We start from the raw sequence: 20,742 nt of genomic DNA, 5'->3' as shown, positions 1-20,742 counted from the left end.
GTTCCACTCTTTCCTACTTCGACGTCGCGGGGCGCAGCCGAGCGCCCGAGGTGAACAACTCGGCAGGGCAGCCCGGCGACCGCTCCACCCGTCCGTCTGTGGCCATCCTGACCCATTCGACACCCCAGGATGCCGCCAGGCGTGCACCGCCGTCGAAGAAGAGCGCCGTCGCCGCAGCATCCGCCGACATCGCATCGGAGGCGATCGCCCAGGTCGCCGCCCAGGTGCGCACCGGTTCACCGGTGCGGGCGTCGAGCACATGATGAAGCCCGCTCCCCCAGGCCCGGCGGTTGACGGCGGACGCGCACAGGGCCGCGTCCTGCAGGGTGACGACCCCGATGGCCTTCGCGGCGTCGTACGGATGCTCCAGGCCGACACGGATCGATCCGCCGCGCACCCGCAGGTCGCCTCCCGCGTCGACAACGAGGTCGCCGTCCACTGCAGCCAGCACGTCGAAGACCAGATCCACCAGACGGCCCTTGCCGAGTGCACCGACGTCGATCTGGGACGGATCTGCGAGGGTCGCCCGTCCCGGCGACCACTGCAGACGACGGGCCCAGTCGACGGGGGCGGCGAGCGGCTCGCCCGCGACGAGGGAGTAGCCGGGGTCGTAGCCGAGCGCGCTGAGGCTGTTCCCGACCAGCGGATTCACCGCACCGCCGGTCGCGTCGGAGAGTTCGCGATAGGTGTCGAGCATGGGCCCTGCGTCCGGCGACTCCAGCGAGCCCGCGCTCACGCTCAGACGATGCACGTCCGAATCGGCGCGGAAGCGGGACCACGTCCGGTCGAAGCCTTCGACCGCCGCCGACACGGCTGCGCGGTTGTCCGCGTCGAGCTGCTCGTCCGACACGATCTCCCAGCGGGTGCCGATCGCGTCGAATCGCCAGACCGCCACGGTGCTCGCCTAGGCCGCGGCCTCTTCCTTGATGGTCTCGACCGCCTGGTTGAATCCACCGCTCGTGAGCGACGAACCGGCCACGCGGTCGACGTCCAGATCGTCGATCGCGACACCTTCGACGACCTCCGCGATGCCGTCGATGAACTCGCCCTGATAGCGCTCGGTCTCGGGGGCCTGGGGGTCGCCGGTGACCTCGACGTCCGTGACGACACCGTCGGCGAGCGTGAGCGTGACCGAGATCTTCTCCACGGTCTCCGGCGTCTGATACGAACCCTCGGCGGTGTAGGTGCCGTCTTCGTACTCGCCGGAGCCGCCGCCCGCATCCTGCGTCGACGGTTCGGTGCCCGCGCCGCCCGCAGGCTCGTCGCCGCCCGCAGGCTCAGCGCCGGCGCAGCCGGCGAGCAGCAGGATCCCTGCCACGCCCATCGCGGCGGCTCCAGCGCGGACGGTCGTCGGAACGGTCGTGCGAGTCATGGCAGTCCTCCTGGAGCTGAATGGTTGCGTCACCGCGTCGTGCTCGAAGGTATGCACCGACCCTATGCGCGGGCTGTGCCTGACCGCTCTGTTACGCGTCGCCGCCGAACATGCTCGTCACGGAGCCATCCTCGAAGACCTCGCGGATCGCTCGGGCGAGAAGGGGTGCGATCGGGAGGATCGTGAGCTTGTCCCATCGCCGCGATTCGGTGAGCGGAATGGTGTCTGTGACGACGACCTCGTCGATGGACGCGTCCTGAAGACGCTCGTTCGCCGGGTCGCTGAAGATCGCGTGGGTGGCCGCGACGATCACGCGCTCGGCACCGGCGGCCTTGAGCGCCTGCGCCGCCTTGACGATCGTGCCGCCGGTGTCGATCATGTCGTCGACGAGCAGGCACGTGCGTCCCTCGACGGTGCCGACGATCTCATGGACGGAGACCTGGTTGGCGACCTTCGGGTCGCGACGCTTGTGGATGATCGCCAGTGGTGCACCCAGGCTGTCGGACCAGGTGTCGGCGACGCGTACGCGCCCCATGTCGGGCGAGACGACCGTGAGGATCTCGCGGTCCTCGGCGGTGAGGGTGCGCTGGAAGTGGTCGAGCAGCACCGGCTTCGCGAAGAGGTGGTCGACGGGGCCGTCGAAGAATCCCTGGATCTGGGCGGCGTGCAGATCCACGCTCATGACGCGGTCCGCTCCCGCCGTCTTCAGCAGGTCGGCGACCAGACGCGCGCTGATCGGCTCGCGCCCCCGCCCCTTCTTGTCCTGGCGGGAGTACGGATAGTAGGGGGCGACCACGGTGATGCGCTTGGCGGATGCGCGCTTGGCGGCATCGATCATGATGAGCGTCTCCATGAGCCACTCGTTGACCGGTTCGCCGAAGGTCTGGATGAGGAACAGATCGCACCCGCGGATGGAGACCTCGAAGCGCGCATAGATCTCGCCCGACGCGAAGGTGCGGTGCTCGGTCGGCGCGATCTCCGTGCCGAGGCCCTTGGCGACGGCTGCGGTCAGCTCTGGGTGCGAGCGGCCACCGGCGACGACGAGGCGCTTCTTGGTCTTGGCGACCAGTCCTGGCGCGATGCCGTTGTCGCGATCCAGATCGACCGTCTTCTTCTTGCGCGCCATGTCCGCCTATTCCGCCGATTTCTCTCGGGCTGCAGCATCCGCCGCGCCCGTGCCTGCTCTGTTCTTCTCGACCCACCCCTCGATGTTGCGCTGAGGGGCGACGGTCATGGCCAGGGCGCCCGCGGGAACATCCTTGCGGACGACGGCGCCTGCACCGGTCTTCGCACCTGCTCCCAGCCTAACGGGAGCGACGAGCACCGTATGCGAGCCGGTGTGGACCTCGTCGCCGATCTCGGTGCGGTGCTTGTTCACGTCGTCGTAGTTGGCCGTGATCGTGCTCGCGCCGAGGTTCACACCGCGACCGATCGTGGCGTCGCCGACGTACGACAGGTGCGGCACCTTGCTGCCATCGCCGATCTCGGCGTTCTTGGTCTCGACATACGCGCCGATCTTGCCGCCGGCGCCCAGCACCGTGCCGGCACGGAGGAACGAGAACGGTCCGACCGTGGCCTTGGGCCCGATGACGGCGAGGGTGGCATCGGTGCGGCGGACCACAGCGTCTTCGCCGACCTCGCAGTCGACCAGGGTGGTGTCGGGACCGATGAGGGCTCCCGGAGCGACGACGGTCGCCCCCAGCAGGTGCGTGTTCGGCAGGAGCGTGACGTCGGCCGACAGGGTCGCGTCGTCGTCGATCCATGTCGTCGCGGGGTCGATGATCGTGACCCCCTCGAGCTGCCAGCGCCGCACGATGCGCGCGTTGAGGAGCCGCCCGACCTCGGCGAGCTGGGCGCGGTCGTTCACGCCGAACGTGACCGTGACGTCGGACACGACGGATGCCGCGACCCGGCCCCCGTCGCGCCGAAGCATGCCGGGGACATCGGTGAGGTACATCTCTCCCTGCGCGTTGTCCACACCGACCGCCGGAAGGTACTCGCGCAGCACACCGACGCGGAAGACGTACATCCCGGCGTTGATCTCGCGAACCGCGATCTCGTCGTCGCTGGCGTCCTTCTGCTCGACGATGCGATCCACGCCCCCGTCCGCATCGCGGATCACGCGGCCGTAGCCGGTCGGGTCGTCCACCACGGCGGTCATGAGCGTCGCCGCGGCATCCGCTTTCCTGTGCGCGGCGAGGAATGCCTGCAGGGTGTCCGCATCGGCAAGCGGGCAGTCGCCCGAGAGAACGAGCACATCGCCGTCGAAGTCCTGCGGCAGAGCGTCGACCGCCACCTGCACCGCGCGTCCCGTGCCGGGGATATCGTCCTGGTCGACGAAGATCGCTTCGGGGTATGCCTCGCTGAGCGCTCCGACGACCTGGTCGCGTTCGTGCCGCACCACGACCTCGATGTGGTCGGCGCCGAGCCGGCCGGCGGTCGTGAGCACGTGACCGACGAGCGGGCGCCCGCCGATCGCGTGCAGCACCTTCGGAAGGCGGGACTTCATGCGGGTGCCCTGGCCTGCGGCGAGGACGATGATGGCGAGATTGTTCCCAGTCATGCTCCGCCGCCAGGACTCGAACCTAGACCTAACAGCTCCAAAGGCTGTCGTGCTGCCATTACACCACGGCGGACCGCAGCATCCGCGAGGGATGCCGCCCGTCAAGTCTGCCACGTCCTCGGTGTGCGCCCTGCGTGAATCCGGCCGCTCGTGATCAGCCGGAAACATTCGACTGCGATGCTGGCCTGATGAGCATCGTCATCGAGCGGGCGCATGCGGAGACACCCGGGCTGTCCGCATTCCTCGAGGCCCACCATGAAGAGATCTCGGGAACCGCGCCGCCGGAGAGCATCCATGCCCTGCCGTTCGACCGGCTGCTCGCCCCCGGCGTACGCCTGTTCGCGGGGCTCAGCGCGGGTCGAGCCGTGGCGACCGGTGCGCTGGTGCCTCTCGGCGACGACCACGAGGAGCTCAAGTCGATGCGCACCGACCCTTCGGTACGCGGTCAGGGCGTGGGACGCGCCATGCTCTCCTTCCTCCTCGGCGACGCGGAGCGCCGCGGCGTGGGCCGCATCTCGCTCGAGACGGGCAGCGATGATTTCTTCCTACCGGCACGGACCCTGTACTCGGGAGCCGGATTTCGCGAATGCGGCCCGTTCGGCCGGTACCGCCCAGACCCGAACAGCACCTTCATGACCCTGTCTCCGCTCTCGGCGTCCCGGCTCCTGTCCGTCGACACACGATAATGGGCGGATGAGCGCAACGGACGAGGTCGATCGCATCGTCGGCGCGTGGAACAGGCAGCGCCCCGATCTCGACTTCTCGCCGCTCGAGGTCCTGTCGCGGATGGACCGGCTTTCGCGCCACCTGGATCGGGCGCGGCGCGACGTGTTCCGCCGCAGCGACCTGGAACCCTGGGAGTGGGATGTGCTCTCGGCGCTCCGGCGCGCCGGCGCGCCGTTCCAGCTCTCACCCAAGCAGCTGCTTCAGCAGACGCTCGTGTCCAGCGGCACGATGACCAACCGGATCGACCGCCTCGTCGCCCGGGGCTTCGTGCGCCGTGAGGCCGATCCCGGTGACGGTCGGAGTGTTCTCGTCACCCTCACCGACGACGGGCGCATCCGGGTCGACGCAGCCATCACCCGCCTGGTGGATGCCGAGGCCGATCTGCTCCAGGCGCTGTCGCGCCCCGATCGCGAGCGCATGGCGGGGCTGCTGCGCAAGCTCAGCCTCAGTTTCGACGCCTGATGAGCGGTGTCCTCTGATGGCGATGCGCTCTCCGCTTCCGGTGCGCGACGGCGTCGGCGCGACACGTCTGCACGTGCCCCTGCACGGCCCGTGGCCGACCATCGCGGACTACATGGCCGAACGGTTCTTCCACCTGGATCGCGACACGCTCCTGGAGCGCTTCGACCGCGGGGAGATCGTGGGCCGGGAGGGCGCGCCGTTGACTCGTGAGACGGCGCTCGGAGCAGCGGAGTTCATCTGGTACTACCGGAAGCCGCCGCCCGAGATCCCCATCCCGTTCTCGGAGGAGATCCTGTATCAGGATGACGATCTGGTCGTCATCGACAAGCCGCATTTCGTACCCACGACTCCGGGCGGCAGGTACCTTCAGAACTCGGCGCTCGTGCGGCTCCGCCGCCGCCTGGACAATCCCGACCTGGCCCCCATCCATCGACTGGATCGGGCGACCGCGGGACTTCTGATGTTCTCGGCGCGACCGCAGACCCGCGGCGCGTATCAGCTGCTGTTCGAGAACAGGCAGGTCGAGAAGGTGTACGAGGCCGTGTCGGCCCGGCCGGCGGGGTGGGACGACGCCGGTGCTGCCCTCGCCGGGCAGTCGTTCCCGGTCGTGTACCGGAATCACATCGTGAAGCTTCGGGGCGAGGTGTGCGTGCAGGTGGACACGGATCGCGAACCGAACGCCGAGACACTGATCGAGCTGCTGGCCATCGACGAGCGTGTCGTGCACACGCTGCTTCACCCGCACACCGGCAAGATGCACCAGCTGCGCGTGCATCTCGCCGCCATCGGCCTCGGCATCCTGAACGACAGCTTCTACCCCGAACTGCTCCCGGAGACCCCGGATGACTTCGGCCGACCGCTTCAGCTGCTGGCCAGAGAGCTCCGCTTCGTCGATCCGCTGAGCGGCGAAGAGCGTGTCTTCACGACGGGTCTGACGCTGCAGGACGCGCCGACCCGGTCATGAGATGCGGCGCGATCAGCGCCGCATCACCTTCCGTGCCAGCCGGTTGCCGAGCATCTGGACGAGGTGCACGAACACCACGATGAGCACGATCGCCGCCCACATCACGACGGGTTCGAACTGGCGGAAGCCGTACACCTGCGCGAAGGCACCGAGACCGCCGCCGCCGATGAGTCCCGCCATCGCCGTCATGTCGATGAGCGCGACGATGATGAAGGTGTACCCGAGGATGAGCGGACCGAGAGCCTCGGGGATGGCCACGGTGAACAGGATGCGCCAGGGACCCGCTCCCATCGCCCGCGCCGCCTCGATGACGCCGGGGGGCACGGAGACCAGGTGCTGCTCGACGATGCGGCCGATCGCGAACGACGCGGCGAGTCCGATCGCGAACGCACCCGCGTTCGTCCCGATCCCGGTGCCGATGATGACGCGCGCGAGCGGTTGCGAGACCGCCGCGATGAAGATGACGAACGGGATGGGCCGGAAGATGTTGATGATCGTGTTCATGACGACACTGACCGGGACATTCGGCAGGATGCCGCCGCTGCGGGTGACGTAGAGCACGACGCCCCAGACGAGGCCCAGCAGGCCGCCGAGGACCAGCGCGACCGATGTCATGTAGAGCGTCTCGAGTGCCGCGACCCAGAAGTCCGGCCACAGTTCGATCAGGCGATCCATCAGCGGGCCTCCTCTTGCGAGATCTCGGTGACTTCGACGCGTTGCGAGATGGCGGCGAGCGCGCCGTCGATGGCGGCGCCCTCGCCTCGGATCGCCAGGGTGAGATGGCCGAACGCTCGGCCGCGGATGTCGTTGATCCCGCCGTAGACGAGTTCGAAGTCGAGGCCGGCACCGGCGAGATCGAGGAACACCTGCGCCTGGGACGAGTCGCCGTCACGGAACGAGAAGGTCACGAGCCGGCCCTGATGCCGCTCCCGCAGCACCGAGAGCTCCGACGGCGACGGAACGCCCTTGACGACGGTCCCGACGAACCGCTGGGAGGCCGGGTTCTGCGGCGCCGAGAACACGTCGAACACATCACCCTGCTCGATCACGCGACCCGCTTCCATGACCGCCACCTTGGTGGCGATGGTCTGGATGACGTCCATCTCGTGGGTGATGACGACGATGGTGACCCCCTGCTCCTCGTTGACCCGCTTGAGAAGGTCGAGCACCTCGTGGGTGGTCTGCGGGTCCAGCGCGCTGGTCGCCTCGTCGGCGAGCAGGATCGCCGGTCCCGTCGCCAGAGCGCGCGCGATGCCGACCCGCTGCTTCTGGCCGCCGGAGAGCTGCTCGGGGTACGCCCTCGCCTTGTCGGCGAGCCCGACGAAGGAGAGCAGTTCGGTCACGCGCCGGTCGATGTCGGCCTTGGACCAGCCGGCGAGCTTCAGCGGATACGCGATGTTCGCCCTGACGCTCTTGGAGGCGAAGAGGTTGAACTGCTGGAAGATCATGCCGATGCCGCCGCGCACACCGCGCAGCTCCCGCTCCCGAAGGGCGGTGATGTCGACGCCGTCGACGGTGATGGTGCCGCCGGTGGCGGGCTCCAGGGCGTTGATCAGCCGGACGAGGGTCGACTTGCCGGCTCCGGAGTAGCCGATGATGCCGAAGACATCGCCCTTCTCGATCGAGAGGGTGACGTCGTCGACGGCCACGATCGGCCCGGAGCCCGGGTTGCGCGACGGGTACGCCTTGGAGACGTTCGTCAGGGTGACGATCGGCATGGGATGCTCCGGTCTGGTTCTCGGGGAAACGGCGAATCGGGTGACGCTCATGGCGCCACCCGATTCTCTCGCATCAGGCGGAAGGGCTCCGCCCGAAACTACCCGTTCTTCGCGACGTCCTCTTCGACCTTCTTCAGCGAGGCGACCAGGTCCTCCACCGGCGTCTGCAGCGGCACCGCGGTGTCGCCGGAGGATTCGAGCAGGCCCGCCTGCACGTCCTCGTTCGTCTGGAAGATCTCGACCAGCTTCAGGTAGGTCTCGTTGTCGGCGTCGTCGGCGCGCGCCGCGAAGATGTTCACGTACGGCAGCGCGTTCGGGTCTTCGGGGTCGTCCTGCGCCAGCGCGTCCTTGAACGTGAGCCCGGCATCCTCGACGAAGTCGTTGTTGATGATGCCGGCGGCGACGTCCTGCACCGAAGTGGCGATGAGGGCGGCTTCGAGCGCCGTGACCTTCACCTTCGACTTGTCGGTGTCGACATCGGCGAGATCGGAGAAGATGGTGCCGCCGCTCTTGAGCTCCACGAGGCCGGCGGACTGCAGCACGAGAAGCGCGCGCGCCTGGTTCGAGGCGTCGTCCGGCACGAGCACGGTCTCACCCTCGGGGATGTCGTCGACGTCGTCGTACTTCTTGGAGTACAGCCCGAGCGGATAGATCGCGGTCGAGCCGACGGGCGTGAGGTCTTCACCGGACGCGTCGTTGTACTGCGCGAGGTACACGATGTGCTGGAACTGGTTGAGGTCGAGCTCGCCCTCGGCGAGCGCGGGGTTGGGCTGCTCGTAGGAACCGAAGTCGACGAGCTCGACGGTGATCCCCTCATCGGCTGCCGCCTCGACGAACGGCGCCCACTGCGCGTCGCCCTTGCCGACGACTCCGATCTTGACCGTCTCGTTCTCGGCCGGAGAGCCACCGCCTGTGCCGGGGTCGGAGGACGCGGTGGCGCAGCCGGCGAGGGCGGCGAGGAGCGGAACCGCGGTGAGCGCGGCGATGATGGACGTTGTGCGACGTGACATGGACTTCGGGTTCCTCTCTTGGGGGACTCCGATACGTTAGGCAGCCTTCGTCACGCGCGCAGAATCGCGCTGTCACAGAACGTCATCCTCGCGGACGCGGACGTCAATCGAACTCCTCGACGCCCTGCAGGCGCACCTGCTCGAGGTCGAGGCGCGCGGAGATCCGCCGCACCACGAGATCATCGACCGTCCCGGCACGGCGAAGACTCAGCAGCACCTCTCGCTTGCGCTCGAGCAGCGCGAGCTTGAGCCGGGTGTGCTCCTCGAACCGCACGAGCGGTGACCGCTGCACCATGTCGACATCGGCGGACGTCGCGATCATCTGCAGGGTCGTGCCGTCGACGGCATCCGCTGTCCGGGCCGCTGCCGCGCCTTCCGTCGCCGTCCCGGTTCCGTCCCCGAGGGGATCGGGTTCATCGAGCAGCGCATCGAGTTCCTGCAACTCGGCGTCGACCAGTGCCTGCTCGCGTGCGAGGGAGCGCGCGTTCGCGAGCTCGAGCATCAGATACCCCTCACTCCTGACCCGGTCCCGCACCTCCTGTGCGACGCCGTGCTCGGCGGCCAGATCGTCGAGGGCCGCGAGCGCCGCGCCGGAGATCGCGCGTTCGGCGAGCTCGTACTCCTCGTCGGCGGCGTGATCGACGGGGATCCGCGCCCAGCGCAGCACGGCGGGCAGGAGCGGGCCCTGCACCAGCAGGCTCAGCAGGATGACGCCCGCCGTCACGAACACGATCTCGTCACGCCCGGCGCCGCCCGAGTTCTCCGAGATGGTCGCCGGCACGGAGAGAGCGATGGCCAGGGAGATCGCCCCGCGCATGCCGGCGACCGTCGAGACCAGACGGGCGCGGCCGCGGACGCCGCGCGGAAGGGGCGCCTGCTGACGCCGTTGGAAGACCGCGTTGAGAAGCTGGAACACGTACCGCACCGCGAACAGCACTGCCCACACGGCGAGCGTCACGAGCACCAGTCTCCCGATGGTCGCAGCCGGCACCTCGTGCACCACGTACTGCACTTCGAGCCCGATGAGAACGAAAAGCGCACCGTTGAGCAGGAAGACGCCGAACGGCCACGCCGCATCCGCCTGCCGCCGTGACGACGCGGTCGTGACGCGAGGCGACACGTAGGCGATCGCGAGCCCCGCCACGACGACCGCCAGCACCCCGGAGGCGTGCACGATCTCGGCGAGGAGGAAGGCGGAGAACGGGATCAGCAGCAGGGTGACGTTGATGACGATCGTGGCGGACATCCGACGCAGCAGAAGGTATCCGAGCAGGGCGATCAGCGCTCCGGCGGCCACACCGCCGACGTACGACACCAGGACCGTCCACGTCACGGTGAGAGGGGTGACGTTGCCGCCGACGGCGATCGAGACCGCGATCGCGTAGAGGACGAGCGCAGTGCCGTCGTTGGTGAGGCTCTCCGCCTTCAGTTTCATGAACATCCGGCGCGGCAGCAGACGCCCGAGCGCCGCGACGGCGGTCGCATCGGGCGGAGCGACGGCTGCCCCGAGGATGAGCGCCGCCTCCCACGGCATGCCGAAGAGCACTGCGACGCCTGCGACGGCGAACGCGGACGCGACGACCAGCACCGTGCTCATCGGAAGGATGTACTGGAAGTCGCGGCGGATCGACCGCAGCGATGTGGTCAGGCTCTCCCAGAACAGCATCACCGGGAGGAACAGCAGCAGCACCGTCTCCGGGGGCAGCTGGATCTCGCGCAGGGCGGGCACGAATCCGAGCAGCAGACCGAAGATCACCAGCACCAGCGGCAGCGCGAGTCGCACCATCGGCGCCAGCATGGTGCCTGCGAGGATCGTGAGCCCGAGCAGGACGGTGACCTCTAGTCCTTCCACATCTGCCTCCCGACGGCTGCCGGCCCGCGTCTCGCACCTGAGAGAGCGGCCGACCCCGCCCAGAGCATAGCGCTCCGCGCGGGCGGGCTATTCCCGCGCCGGGTGGCCGCGTCCTGCCCCCTTCTGCGGCGGATAGCCTGGATCGGTGAACCTGGAGCAGAGAATGGATGCCGTCACCGTCGAGCAGTTGCACGCACGGGGTGGCCTGAAGTGGTCCGATCCGCAGGCTCCCATCGGTGCCTTCGTGGCTGAGATGGACTTCGGTGTCGCGCCACCGATCACGGCTGCGCTGCATGCCGCCGTCGACGAGGGTGCCTTCGGCTATGCGCCGCCCCGGCTGTGGGACGAACTCCGATCGGCCACGGCTGGCCGGCTTCGCAGCCGTCACGGCTGGAGCATCGAAGCAGATCAGGTCTTCCCGGTTCCCGATGTCATCAAGGCGCTCGAGGTCGCGATCGAGCACTTCTCCGCTCCCGGATCGAAGGTGATCGTGCCGACGCCGTCGTACATGCCGTTCCTGACGGTGCCGGGGATTCTCGGTCGTGAGGTGATCGAGGTTCCGATGATCCTCTCCGAGGGAGTGTGGCGCTTCGATCTCGACGGCATCCAGCGCGCCTTCGACGACGGCGGCGAGTGCTTCGTCCTGTGCAATCCGTACAACCCGCTCGGTCGTGTGTTCGACCGGGAGGAGCTGACGGCGCTGAGCGCGGTGATCGAGCGGAACCACGGCCGCGTCTTCAGCGACGAGATCTGGGCTCCGCTCGTCTTCCCCGGCCGCGAGCTGATCTCGTACGCGACCCTGTCGGATGAGACGGCGGGCCACACCATCACGGCCACCTCCGCATCGAAGGCGTTCAACCTGCCCGGTCTGAAATGCGCACAGCTCATCGTGAGCAACGACGCCGACAAGGCCCGTCTCGCCGAGCACGGCATGTGGATCGGGCACGGAACGGCGAATCTCGGCGTGATCGCCAACACGGTCGCCTATCGGGACGGCCAGCCGTGGCTCGACGAGGTCGTCGACTATCTGCAGCAGAACCGAGACGAGCTCGTGCGGCTCGTCGGCGAGCATCTGCCCGACGTCACGGTGACGGTGCCCGAGGGGACCTACGTGGGCTGGCTGGACTTCTCTGCCACGGGGATCGATCGGCCGGCGCAGTTCTTCCGCGAGCATGCCGGCGTCGGCCTCACCGACGGCACGGCATGCGGTGCGGCCGGCGCCGGCCACGCCCGGTTCATCTTCGCGATGCCTCGCCCCGTGCTGCGGGAGGCGATCATCCGCATGGGCGAGGCTGTGCGCGCCCAGGCCTGAGCCGAGCGCTCAGCCGAGTTCCTCGGTGAGTTCGAACCAGCGCAGCTCCAGCTCCTCGATCTCCGCCTGCTGCTCGCTGATCGTCTTCATCTTCTCGCCGAGGCCTTCGTAGTCGGACTGGTCGTGGTCGGCGAGACCGTGCTTGGCGGCATCCACCTGCTGTGTCAGCTTTTCGATCCGCCTTTCGAGGGAGGCGATCTCCTTTTGCGCGGTGCGCAGCGCCGCACCGTCGAGTCCGCGTCGTGCTGACGCGGCGGACGCCCCGGCCTTCGGCTTCGTGTGCGCGGCATCCTGCAACTGCCGCAGTCGCAGGTACTCGTCCACTCCGCCCGGGAGGTGGCGGAGGCGCCCGTCGAGGATCGCGTACTGCTGGTCGGTGACCCTCTCCAGGAAGTAGCGGTCGTGGGATACGACGAGCAGCGTGCCCGACCACGAATCGAGAAGGTCCTCGATGGCCGCGAGCATGTCGGTATCGAGGTCGTTCGTCGGTTCGTCGAGGATCAGCACATTGGGCTGATCGAGGAGCACGAGCAGCAGCTGCAGGCGGCGCTGCTGGCCGCCGGAGAGGTCTTTCACGGGCGTCGAGAGCTGAGCCGACGAGAAGCCGAGCCGCTCGAGCAGCTGGCCGGGCGTGAGATCCTGCGCCTTCGAGCCCGTCCCCATCGTGTACGAGGTGCGCAACCGCGAGATGACGACCCGCACCGGGTCGTTCCAGGCCTCGGTGAGCTCGTCGAGGCGTTGGGTGAGCGTCTGCACCTTGACGGTCTTGCCACGCTTGACCCGGCCGGCGGTCGGCTCGATCGTTCCGGAGACCAGGCCCAGAAGCGTGGACTTGCCGGCCCCGTTCACCCCGAGGATGCCGGTGCGCTCCCCCGGCGCGATGCGCCATTCGACGTCGTGGAGGACCTCTCGCGCAGGACCCGTGTCGGTGGCGGGGTATGTGACGCCCACGTCGAGCAGGTCGACGACGTCCTTGCCGAGGCGGGAGACGGCGAGTGATTGCAGCGACACCTTGTCGCGGATCTCGGGGACGTCGGCGATGAGATCGTTGGCGGCGTCGATGCGGAACTTCGGCTTGGCGGTGCGCGCCGGAGCCCCCCGGCGGAGCCAGGCGAGCTCTTTGCGTGCGAGGTTCTGCCGCTTGGCCTCGGTCGCCGCCGACATCCGATCGCGCTCGACGCGCTGCAGGATGTACGCGGCGTACCCTCCCTCGAAGGGCTCGACGATCCGGTCGTGCACCTCCCACGTCTCGGTGCTGACCTCGTCGAGGAACCACCGATCGTGGGTGACGACGAGGAGTGCGCCCGAGTTCGCGGACCAGCGCTTCTTCAGGTGCCCGGCGAGCCAGGTGATCGCCTCGACGTCGAGATGGTTGGTGGGCTCGTCGAGCGCGATCACGTCCCAGTCGCCGGTGAGGAGCTTCGCGAGCGAGACCCTCCGGCGCTGACCGCCGCTGAGGGAGCGCACCGGTGCGTCCCAGGCGAGGTCTCGGAGCAGCCCGTCGATCACATCCCGGATCTTGGGGTCCCCTGCCCACTCGTGCTCCGCGGTGTCGCCGACGACCGCCTCGGCGATCGTGAGGTCGTCATCCAGGGTGTCGCCCTGATCGAGCACTCCGATGGTCGTGCCGCTGCGTACCGTGACGCGGCCGGCGTTCGGCTCCCTGCGTCCCGCGAGCATGCCGAGGAGGCTGGACTTGCCGTCGCCGTTGCGGCCGACGATCCCGATCCGATCCCCCTCCTCGATGCCGACGGTGACCGAGTCGAAGACGACCCTGGTGGGATATTCGAGATGGAGGCCTTCGGCCCCGAGAAGATGTGCCATGTCTCTCTCAGGGTAGTCGGGGGCGCATGAGTGGCACCCGCGAGCGCTATGGCGACTTCCGATGGGAGGGACTCGACGCTCCCCAGCGGGTGTCAGGCTTTCGCGTTCGTGCGGCGGACTGACGCGCACTGACGCGTCGCGAGGACTTCTGTCTCAACCTGCAGCTGCTTGGGCTGAGGTGTTCTGCGCCGCCGAGATCGATCCGGAGATTGCGAAACCCGTGCTCTTGGAGCTCGCGGTGCTAGGGGCCTTGGACGTCGTCAGATGGGCCCTCGAACGGCGGCGAGACCACGTGGCTGAGTTTACGCGCGGCACACTTTCACCCTCGGCGGCGAAGGACCAGTCGACGTGGAACCCCTCATCGAGGGCTCGGACCTTCGACGTGAGGCAGCAGGCGTGGGCGTTCCGTACCTCCTACGGAATTCGTACTCAAGTAGCGTGGAGACTATGCGGAAGACAACGACGCGGGGGGCTCGGCTCCTTGGGCTCGGCCATTTTCAGCCTGAGCGCGTGCTGACGAATGACGAGATCTCAACAATGGTCGAAACGAGCGACGAGTGGATTCGCGCCCGGACAGGCATTCGGGAACGGCGCGTGGTCGGCCCTGACGACAACGTCCTCTCGATGGCAGTCGCCGCGGCTCGCATGGCGATGCACGACGCGCAGGTCACCGCCGTGGACCTCGTGGTCCTCGCATCCACCACGTCTACCCATCGGAGCCCCAACACCGCCGGCCGCATCGTCGCGGAACTCGGGCTTGACGGCGCGGCAGCGATCGATGTGAACACCGCGTGCTCGGGGTTCGAGTACGCGCTCGGCATCGCGGAACAAGCAGTCAGGGTCGGCAATGCGAATACCGCACTGGTAGTCGCTTCCGAGGCGCTCTCGACTTTCACCGACTGGACCGACCGCACCACGTGCGTACTTACCGCGGATGGGGCGGGCGCCGTCGCCGTGGGCGTGTCCGACGAACCCCAGATCTCCCCAGTGGTCTGGGGCACGGTTCCCGGCCTTACGGACAGCGTCCGCATTGAAGGCAACCCGCAACGATTCAGTCAAGACGGGCGCCATGTGCTGCGCTGGGCGCTCACCGAGGCGGCTCCCGTCGCTCACCGCGTACTCGAGGCCGCTGGCGTCACGATCTCCGATATCGACGTGTTCGCCTTCCATCAGGCGAATCTGCGCATCATCGAACCGCTCGCCAAAGCCCTCGGCGTGACCCCGGAGCAGACTGTGCTCCGCGATGTGGAGGAATCGGGCAACACGTCGGCAGCGTCGGTCCCGCTTGCACTTTCAAAGGCATGGCACCGCGGCGATCTCGTTCGCGGCTCGCAAGTGCTGCTCTTCGGGTTCGGCGGCGGATTCGCCTACGCCGGTCAGGTCGCACAACTCCCCGAGTAGCGATCAGGCGGACTTCGGTGACGCACACCCAGCCTTCATAGCCGCCGGAACCCGACGCCAGAGCCGGATCAGCCAGGCGACATCGGCAACGCTTCGAGCGCCTGAGACACGCCCTTGCCTTGAACGATCGTTCTCGGCTACTCTCGACCGGCGCCCGCCGACCAGAGGTCGATCGCGGAGCGAGCGATGAAGTCCGCGGCATCTGCATACGCGAGGCGCTCCGCTACGACCTCATCGAGACCAAGCTTCATGAGTGCGTGAAGGCTGTTCACCAACCAATGAGCCGGAAGGTCGCGCCGGAACGCGCCATCGCGTTGCCCCCTCTCGAGGAGTTTCCGGGCGCGCTGAGCTGGACGGTCATGGAGGGCACGGATCTGCGCAGCGCTGAGGGTTCCGTGAGCGGCGACCCACACATTGGCGCTGAGCGCGGAGAGTTCCCAGCTGGCGTCGACCAGGCGTTGAAGCGCGACGTGCGGGTCCCCGTCGAAGTCGAGATGCGATAGGGCCGCGTCGCCTCGCTCGATAGCTCGCTCAAGCGCGGCTTCGACCAGCGCCCCGCGAGATTCGAAATGCGCATAGGCGGTCACCCGCCCGACTCCGGCTTCGGCGGCGATCTGTTGCATCGTCGCATCGGGGTCTCGACTCAGACAGGTGATCGCCGCATCCAGGATGCGGTCGATGTTACGCCGAGCATCAGCCCGGAGCGCCGGGGTGTCGTTCAACGCTTCTCCTAACCCGTACGGAATTGTTCGAGTTAGTCTAGTGGTCTGCTAACCCGTACAACCATGTACGACTACTGTTTGGAGAGCACTGTGAGCATGCCCGACACCGATCCTTCGTCGACGACGTCACAACCGCGCAGATGGGTTCTCCTGTGGCTCTTGGCGGTGGCGCAGCTGATGCTGATCCTTGACATCACGATCGTCGCTATCGCTCTGCCGCTCATGGGAGACGAGCTAGGCCTGACTCGAGGACCATTGACCTGGATCATCAGTGCGTACACGCTGACGTTCGGTGGACTGATGCTGCTCGGGGGCCGCCTCGCTGACACCGTCGGCGCCCGAACGATCGTGCTCGCCGGGCTGGCGATCTTCACCGTGTCGTCGCTGACGATCGGGTTGGCCCCCGATGGTGCTCTCGCCATCGCGGGTCGAGTTGGTCAGGGCCTCGGTGCCGCATTGCTCTCCCCGAGCGCGCTGTCGTGGGTGGTCGCCCTCTTCGACGGGAAGGAACGCGCTAAAGCGCTCGGGATCTGGTCCGCGCTCGGCGGTGGCGGCGCCGCGATCGGTGTTCTCCTCGGCGGAATCGTGACTGCGATCGCCGGGTGGCGGTGGGCGTTCTTCTTGAACGTCCCGATCGGTATCGCACTGTTCGTCACGCTGGTGGTCTTGCTCCCTCGCGGCGTGCGCACCGCGGGTTCTCGGAGCATCGATCTCTTCGGCGGCCTCCTGGTCACCGCCGCGACCGGCACTCTCATCTGGGTCATCATCAACGCGGGTGAGGCCGGTCTGTGGCAGCGGGCGAACGCTATCGCGCTCGTGATCGCGATCGCGCTGTACATCGCGTTCGTCGTTCGACAGCGCACCGCCCGGACGCCGTTGATGGATCTTGGTCTGATGACGCGCCGCCCCGTCGCCGCCGGGATCTTCCTGATCTTCACGGCGACCGCCCTGATGATCACGGTCTTCTTCCTCGGATCGTTCTACTTCCAACAGCACATGGGATACGGCCCCCTGATCACCGGGCTGCTGTTCCTGCCCGTTGCGGCGGCCACGATGATCGGGGCAACACTCGCGGGGAACCTCGCTGCGCGCATCGGTCTCCCAACCCTCGCTGCCACCGGTCTCATCGTCGCGGCCGTCGGGCTCGCCGTCGCCGGCCTATGGCTGACGCCAGTAGTGGCAACAATCGGTATTGCCGTGGCCGCAGCAGGCACAGGCGTTCTGTTCGTCGCCGCGTCCGCATCAGCCCTCGGGAACGTCGCCCCGCACGAAGCGGGCATCGCGTCCGGCATCGTCAGCACGTTCCACGAGTTCGGTGCGTCGGTAGGCGCTGCCGTGATGTCCAGCGTCGCCGCGGTAAGCCTGGCCGGAGGCACCACCGATGGCTTCACCGCAGCGCTCATCGTGGCTAGCATCGCCGCCGTGGTCGCTGCGGGGGTGGCGGCGATGATCACCCCCCGTGCGCCGAAGAACGCAGCCGCCTGACTCAGCGAGAGGGCGCCGAGCGCGCTGCGGTCGCTCGGCACCTTCCGCTCCACCGGGGAGGCGGGTGAACCCGCAGTTGAAGCCGCTGTCTGGGGATAGTGTCATGCCCATTGAAATGGATACCCCCAGGGGGTATCCTGGTGACTATGAACGGTTACACCGACGACAAGGCGGATGTGCGCAAGCGATTGAGTCGGGTTGAGGGTCAGGTGCGAGGTATCTCTCGGATGGTCGATGAGGACAAGTACTGCATCGACATCCTGACGCAGGTCGCCGCGGCCACGAAGGCACTCGAGACCGTGGCGCTGTCGCTGCTCAGCGACCATCTGAGCCATTGCGTCGCTCAGGCAAGCGCTGAGGGCGGCGAGGTTGCGGCGGAGAAGGTCCGCGAAGCGAACCACGCCATCGCTCGCCTGGTCCGTTCATAACCGCCCGTTCAACTATCTGGAGGAACCCACCATGACTGACCGCATCGATCTCGGGCTGAAGGACGCAAACGCTGGTTGCGCATGCTGCGCCGCCCCATCGAACATCGAGGCATCCACTCCCGTCGCGGCCCCGGTGTCGGAAGACGTCCTGGTCACGGGAATGACGTGCTCACACTGCGTGTCGAGCGTCAGTGAAGAACTGAGCGCCCTTGACGGTGTCGCATCCGTCACTGTCGACCTGAACACCGGCGGCTCGTCCCGAGTGACGATTCGCAGCGCAGCACCTGTCGATCCCGCGGCCGTGAAGGCTGCGGTCGAAGAGGCAGGCTACAGCCTCGCGACCAGCCAGGCCTGACCCACCATCCGTCCACACCCGGCTCGCCCCGGGCGCTTCCGAGCAAGGGTTTCCGATGAGCCAGCACGACGACCACACCCATCACACCGCACACGAGAATCACGGCGGGGCACCGGCGGCGCAGCATGACCACGCGGCGATGAACAACGACCACGGCGCTCCTCAAGAACACACCGGTCACGGCGGTCACGAGGGCCACGGCGATCACGTGGGCCAGTTCCGGCGGTTGTTCTGGATCATGCTGGTCCTTGCGGTCCCGGTTGTCGGGTTCTCGATGATGTTCTCGATGCTGCTCGGGTACTCGTTGCCAGAGGCCGCGTGGGTCGGGTGGGTATCCCCGGTTCTCGGGACGGCCATGTATGTGTGGGGTGGTGCTCCCTTTCTCACGGGCGCGGTGAGTGAGCTTCGTGGCCGCAAGCCCGGGATGATGCTGCTGATCACCCTGGCGATCACGGTGGCGTTCCTCGCGTCATGGGGTGCGAGCCTCGGGGTCCTCCATCACGAGCTGGACTTCTGGTGGGAGCTGGCGCTGCTGATCGTGATCATGCTGCTCGGTCACTGGATCGAGATGCGCTCCCTCGCACAGACGTCCTCGGCACTGGACTCCCTGGCTGCGCTGCTGCCCGACGAGGCGGAAAAGATCGAGAGCGATACGACCGTCACGGTGACCCCGTCTGATCTGCTGGTGGGTGACGTGGTGGTGGTGCGCCCCGGCGGGCGGGTCCCTGCTGACGGGCGGATCGTGCAGGGCTCGGCCAGCATGGACGAGTCGATGATCACCGGCGAGTCCCGGCCCGTGCGCCGCCGCGACGGCGATCGGGTCACCGCCGGCACCGTCGCTACCGATTCCGGTGTGCGGGTCGAGATCACCGCTATCGGTGAGGACACTGCTCTCGCGGGAATCCAGAAGCTGGTGACCGACGCGCAGAACTCGTCTTCGCGGGCCCAGCGGCTAGCCGACAAGGCGGCGGGATGGCTGTTCTGGTTCGCGCTCGGCGCGGCCGCGATCACCGCCATCGTCTGGACGATGGTCGGAATGCCCGACGCCGCGGTGATCCGCACGATCACCGTGCTGGTGATCGCTTGCCCGCACGCTCTGGGCCTGGCGATCCCGCTCGTCGTGTCGATCGCGACCGAACGGGCCGCCCGTGGGGGTGTCCTGATCAAGGACCGTCTCGCGCTGGAAAGCATGCGCATCGTCGATACCGTCCTGTTCGACAAGACCGGCACGCTCACCAAGGGCACCCCCGCCGTGACCGCGATCGACCCCGTCTCCGGGACCGATTCCGACCAGCTGCTGGCCTGGGCCGCGGCCGCGGAAGCCGACTCCGAGCACCCGCTCGCTCGCGCGATCGTGAACGCGGCGAAGCAGAAGAATCTCACGGTCCCCTCCTCAACCGACTTCGAATCCTCCCCGGCGGTCGGGGTCCGTGCACATGTCGATGGACGCGTGGTGCAGGTGGGTGGCCCGTACATGCTCGAGCAGGAGCACGCCGCCGAGCTACCGATCGCCGATGAGTGGCGTCATGAGGGTGCGATCATCCTCCATGTGCTCGTCGACGGTCAGGTCGCGGGCGCGCTGCGCTTGGCGGACGAGATTCGCTCGGAGTCGCGTCACGCAGTCGAGGCCCTCCATGAGCGCGGAGTGCAGGTGGTCATGATCACCGGTGATGCCGACGCAGTGGCAGCCTCTGTCGCGGGCGAGCTCGGCATCGAGCGGTACTTCGCCGGGGTGCGACCCGAAGACAAGGCTTCGAAGGTGAAAGAGCTGCAAGGCGAAGGCCGCAAGGTCGCCATGGTCGGAGACGGCGTCAACGACGCCCCCGCGCTCGCGCAGGCCGACGTCGGCATCGCCATCGGTGCGGGAACGGATGTCGCGATCGCCTCCGCAGGCGTCATCCTCGCCAGCGACGACCCTCGGTCGGTCCTATCGGTGATCGAGCTGTCGCGGGCCAGCTACCGGAAGATGAAGCAGAACCTCTGGTGGGCCGCCGGGTACAACCTGCTCTCCGTCCCCCTCGCGGCCGGCGTGCTCGCCCCGATCGGGTTCGTGCTGCCGATGTCCGTGGGCGCGCTGCTGATGTCCCTGTCGACCATCGTCGTCGCGCTCAACGCGCAGCTGCTTCGCCGGTTGGATCTGCGCCCGAACGCGGTGGCGAGCAAGTAGCGAGAAGCAGCCAGGTCGACGGACATAGGCTGGGAGGAACGGGAGGTGGGCCGTCCTGCCGGACTCACCGACAGTGGATGCGGGACGCGCGACGTGCGGGGGGCGAGGACCCGATGATGTGGATGGCGTGCATCCTCGCTCTCATGGTCGCCACGATTCTTCTCGGGCGGATCGGGTCGGCCGGCGGCACAGCGCACTGATCGCGATACGCGCGAGCGCGATCACACGCTGCCCGCCCGAGACCACGCGCTTCCATCAGCTCCTTTCTCCCACGGTTCTCTGCATCAGTCGTACGTGATGCTGCGCTAGCTGCAGCCCACCCCTCCATTGATCCGTTGCCCACACCATCAGCTGACTCCTGCGGACGACATCGCACGCTCG

At 67.7% G+C, this 20,742-nt stretch carries 19 protein-coding genes and 1 tRNA gene; 9 read left to right on the top strand and 11 right to left on the bottom strand.

The features are described 5' to 3' along the window. Positions 1 to 13: 13 nt before the first annotated feature. The 5 genes from RIN18_RS02765 to RIN18_RS02745 all read right to left on the bottom strand — a co-directional run bounded on the left by RIN18_RS02765 (position 14) and on the right by RIN18_RS02745 (position 4,008). Positions 14 to 895 carry an FAD:protein FMN transferase gene (locus RIN18_RS02765; RefSeq protein ID WP_309102414.1) on the bottom strand — a complete coding sequence of 294 codons (882 nt, stop codon included), beginning with the start codon at positions 893 to 895 and terminating at the stop codon, positions 14 to 16. Between the two features lie 9 nt (positions 896 to 904). Beyond that, positions 905 to 1,372 carry an FMN-binding protein gene (locus tag RIN18_RS02760; protein WP_309102413.1) on the bottom strand — a complete coding sequence of 156 codons (468 nt, stop codon included), beginning with the start codon at positions 1,370 to 1,372 and terminating at the stop codon, positions 905 to 907. Positions 1,373 to 1,463: 91 nt separating this feature from the next. Then, positions 1,464 to 2,498: a ribose-phosphate diphosphokinase gene (locus RIN18_RS02755; RefSeq protein WP_309102412.1), complete on the bottom strand. Its 1,035-nt coding sequence runs from the start codon at positions 2,496 to 2,498 to the stop codon at positions 1,464 to 1,466. A 6-nt stretch (positions 2,499 to 2,504) separates the two neighbouring features. Further along, positions 2,505 to 3,935 (bottom strand): bifunctional UDP-N-acetylglucosamine diphosphorylase/glucosamine-1-phosphate N-acetyltransferase GlmU, encoded by a 1,431-nt coding sequence (gene glmU / locus RIN18_RS02750; RefSeq protein WP_309102411.1) that lies wholly within the window; start codon positions 3,933 to 3,935, stop codon positions 2,505 to 2,507. A 1-nt stretch (position 3,936) separates the two neighbouring features. Further along, positions 3,937 to 4,008, bottom strand: a tRNA-Gln gene (locus RIN18_RS02745). Positions 4,009 to 4,123: 115 nt separating this feature from the next. Here RIN18_RS02745 and RIN18_RS02740 point away from each other — a divergent pair. From RIN18_RS02740 to RIN18_RS02730, 3 genes are read left to right on the top strand one after another with little or no spacing between them, the layout of a single operon-like run. Continuing rightward, positions 4,124 to 4,621, top strand: a complete 498-nt coding sequence (locus RIN18_RS02740; protein ID WP_309102410.1) for a GNAT family N-acetyltransferase — start codon at positions 4,124 to 4,126, stop codon at positions 4,619 to 4,621. 7 nt (positions 4,622 to 4,628) lie between these two features. Beyond that, positions 4,629 to 5,123 carry a MarR family transcriptional regulator gene (locus tag RIN18_RS02735; protein ID WP_309102409.1) on the top strand — a complete coding sequence of 165 codons (495 nt, stop codon included), beginning with the start codon at positions 4,629 to 4,631 and terminating at the stop codon, positions 5,121 to 5,123. A gap of 22 nt (positions 5,124 to 5,145) precedes the next feature. After that, on the top strand, positions 5,146 to 6,087 hold the full coding sequence (locus tag RIN18_RS02730) for a pseudouridine synthase (protein WP_309102539.1): 942 nt from the start codon (positions 5,146 to 5,148) through the stop codon (positions 6,085 to 6,087). Between the two features lie 12 nt (positions 6,088 to 6,099). Here RIN18_RS02730 and RIN18_RS02725 read toward each other — a convergent pair whose 3' ends face one another. From RIN18_RS02725 to RIN18_RS02710, 4 genes are all read right to left on the bottom strand, one after another. Further along, positions 6,100 to 6,762 (bottom strand): methionine ABC transporter permease, encoded by a 663-nt coding sequence (locus RIN18_RS02725; RefSeq protein WP_309102408.1) that lies wholly within the window; start codon positions 6,760 to 6,762, stop codon positions 6,100 to 6,102. Next, positions 6,762 to 7,805, bottom strand: a complete 1,044-nt coding sequence (locus RIN18_RS02720) for a methionine ABC transporter ATP-binding protein (RefSeq protein WP_309102407.1) — start codon at positions 7,803 to 7,805, stop codon at positions 6,762 to 6,764. Before RIN18_RS02720 ends, RIN18_RS02725 begins: the two co-directional genes overlap by 1 nt. Positions 7,806 to 7,903: 98 nt before the next feature. Continuing rightward, the gene (locus RIN18_RS02715) at positions 7,904 to 8,815 is read right to left on the bottom strand and encodes a MetQ/NlpA family ABC transporter substrate-binding protein (protein WP_309102406.1); all 912 of its coding nucleotides are present in this window, start codon (positions 8,813 to 8,815) and stop codon (positions 7,904 to 7,906) included. 103 nt (positions 8,816 to 8,918) lie between these two features. Continuing rightward, positions 8,919 to 10,667, bottom strand: a complete 1,749-nt coding sequence (locus RIN18_RS02710) for a Na+/H+ antiporter (protein WP_309102405.1) — start codon at positions 10,665 to 10,667, stop codon at positions 8,919 to 8,921. A 145-nt stretch (positions 10,668 to 10,812) separates the two neighbouring features. On the opposite strand from RIN18_RS02710, the gene RIN18_RS02705 reads away from it, so the two are divergent. Then, entirely contained in the window at positions 10,813 to 11,979 is a 1,167-nt protein-coding gene (locus RIN18_RS02705) for an aminotransferase class I/II-fold pyridoxal phosphate-dependent enzyme (RefSeq protein WP_309102404.1), read from the top strand. 9 nt (positions 11,980 to 11,988) lie between these two features. On the opposite strand, the gene RIN18_RS02700 is transcribed toward RIN18_RS02705, so the two are convergent. Next, the gene (locus RIN18_RS02700) at positions 11,989 to 13,803 is read right to left on the bottom strand and encodes an ABC-F family ATP-binding cassette domain-containing protein (protein ID WP_309102403.1); all 1,815 of its coding nucleotides are present in this window, start codon (positions 13,801 to 13,803) and stop codon (positions 11,989 to 11,991) included. Positions 13,804 to 14,250: 447 nt separating this feature from the next. Here RIN18_RS02700 and RIN18_RS02695 point away from each other — a divergent pair, with 447 nt between their 5' ends. Continuing rightward, positions 14,251 to 15,204 (top strand): beta-ketoacyl-ACP synthase 3, encoded by a 954-nt coding sequence (locus tag RIN18_RS02695; RefSeq protein WP_309102402.1) that lies wholly within the window; start codon positions 14,251 to 14,253, stop codon positions 15,202 to 15,204. A gap of 137 nt (positions 15,205 to 15,341) precedes the next feature. Here RIN18_RS02695 and RIN18_RS02690 read toward each other — a convergent pair whose 3' ends face one another. After that, positions 15,342 to 15,926, bottom strand: coding sequence for a TetR/AcrR family transcriptional regulator (locus tag RIN18_RS02690; protein WP_309102401.1), 585 nt, complete (start codon positions 15,924 to 15,926; stop codon positions 15,342 to 15,344). A gap of 63 nt (positions 15,927 to 15,989) precedes the next feature. On the opposite strand from RIN18_RS02690, the gene RIN18_RS02685 reads away from it, so the two are divergent. From RIN18_RS02685 to RIN18_RS02670, 4 genes are all read left to right on the top strand, one after another. After that, positions 15,990 to 17,411: an MFS transporter gene (locus RIN18_RS02685; RefSeq protein WP_375163485.1), complete on the top strand. Its 1,422-nt coding sequence runs from the start codon at positions 15,990 to 15,992 to the stop codon at positions 17,409 to 17,411. 146 nt (positions 17,412 to 17,557) lie between these two features. Then, entirely contained in the window at positions 17,558 to 17,839 is a 282-nt protein-coding gene (locus RIN18_RS02680; RefSeq protein ID WP_309102400.1) for a metal-sensitive transcriptional regulator, read from the top strand. A 31-nt stretch (positions 17,840 to 17,870) separates the two neighbouring features. Further along, a complete protein-coding gene (locus tag RIN18_RS02675) occupies positions 17,871 to 18,194 on the top strand; it encodes a cation transporter (RefSeq protein ID WP_309102399.1) in 324 nt (107 codons plus the stop codon). 55 nt (positions 18,195 to 18,249) lie between these two features. Then, entirely contained in the window at positions 18,250 to 20,361 is a 2,112-nt protein-coding gene (locus RIN18_RS02670; protein WP_309102398.1) for a heavy metal translocating P-type ATPase, read from the top strand. Positions 20,362 to 20,742 lie beyond the last annotated feature (381 nt).

This window comes from Microbacterium sp. (assembly GCF_031179285.1).
GTDB lineage: Bacteria > Actinomycetota > Actinomycetes > Actinomycetales > Microbacteriaceae > Microbacterium.
Note: the sequence above shows the minus strand (reverse complement) of the source record. Positions and strands in the feature narration are given on the sequence as shown.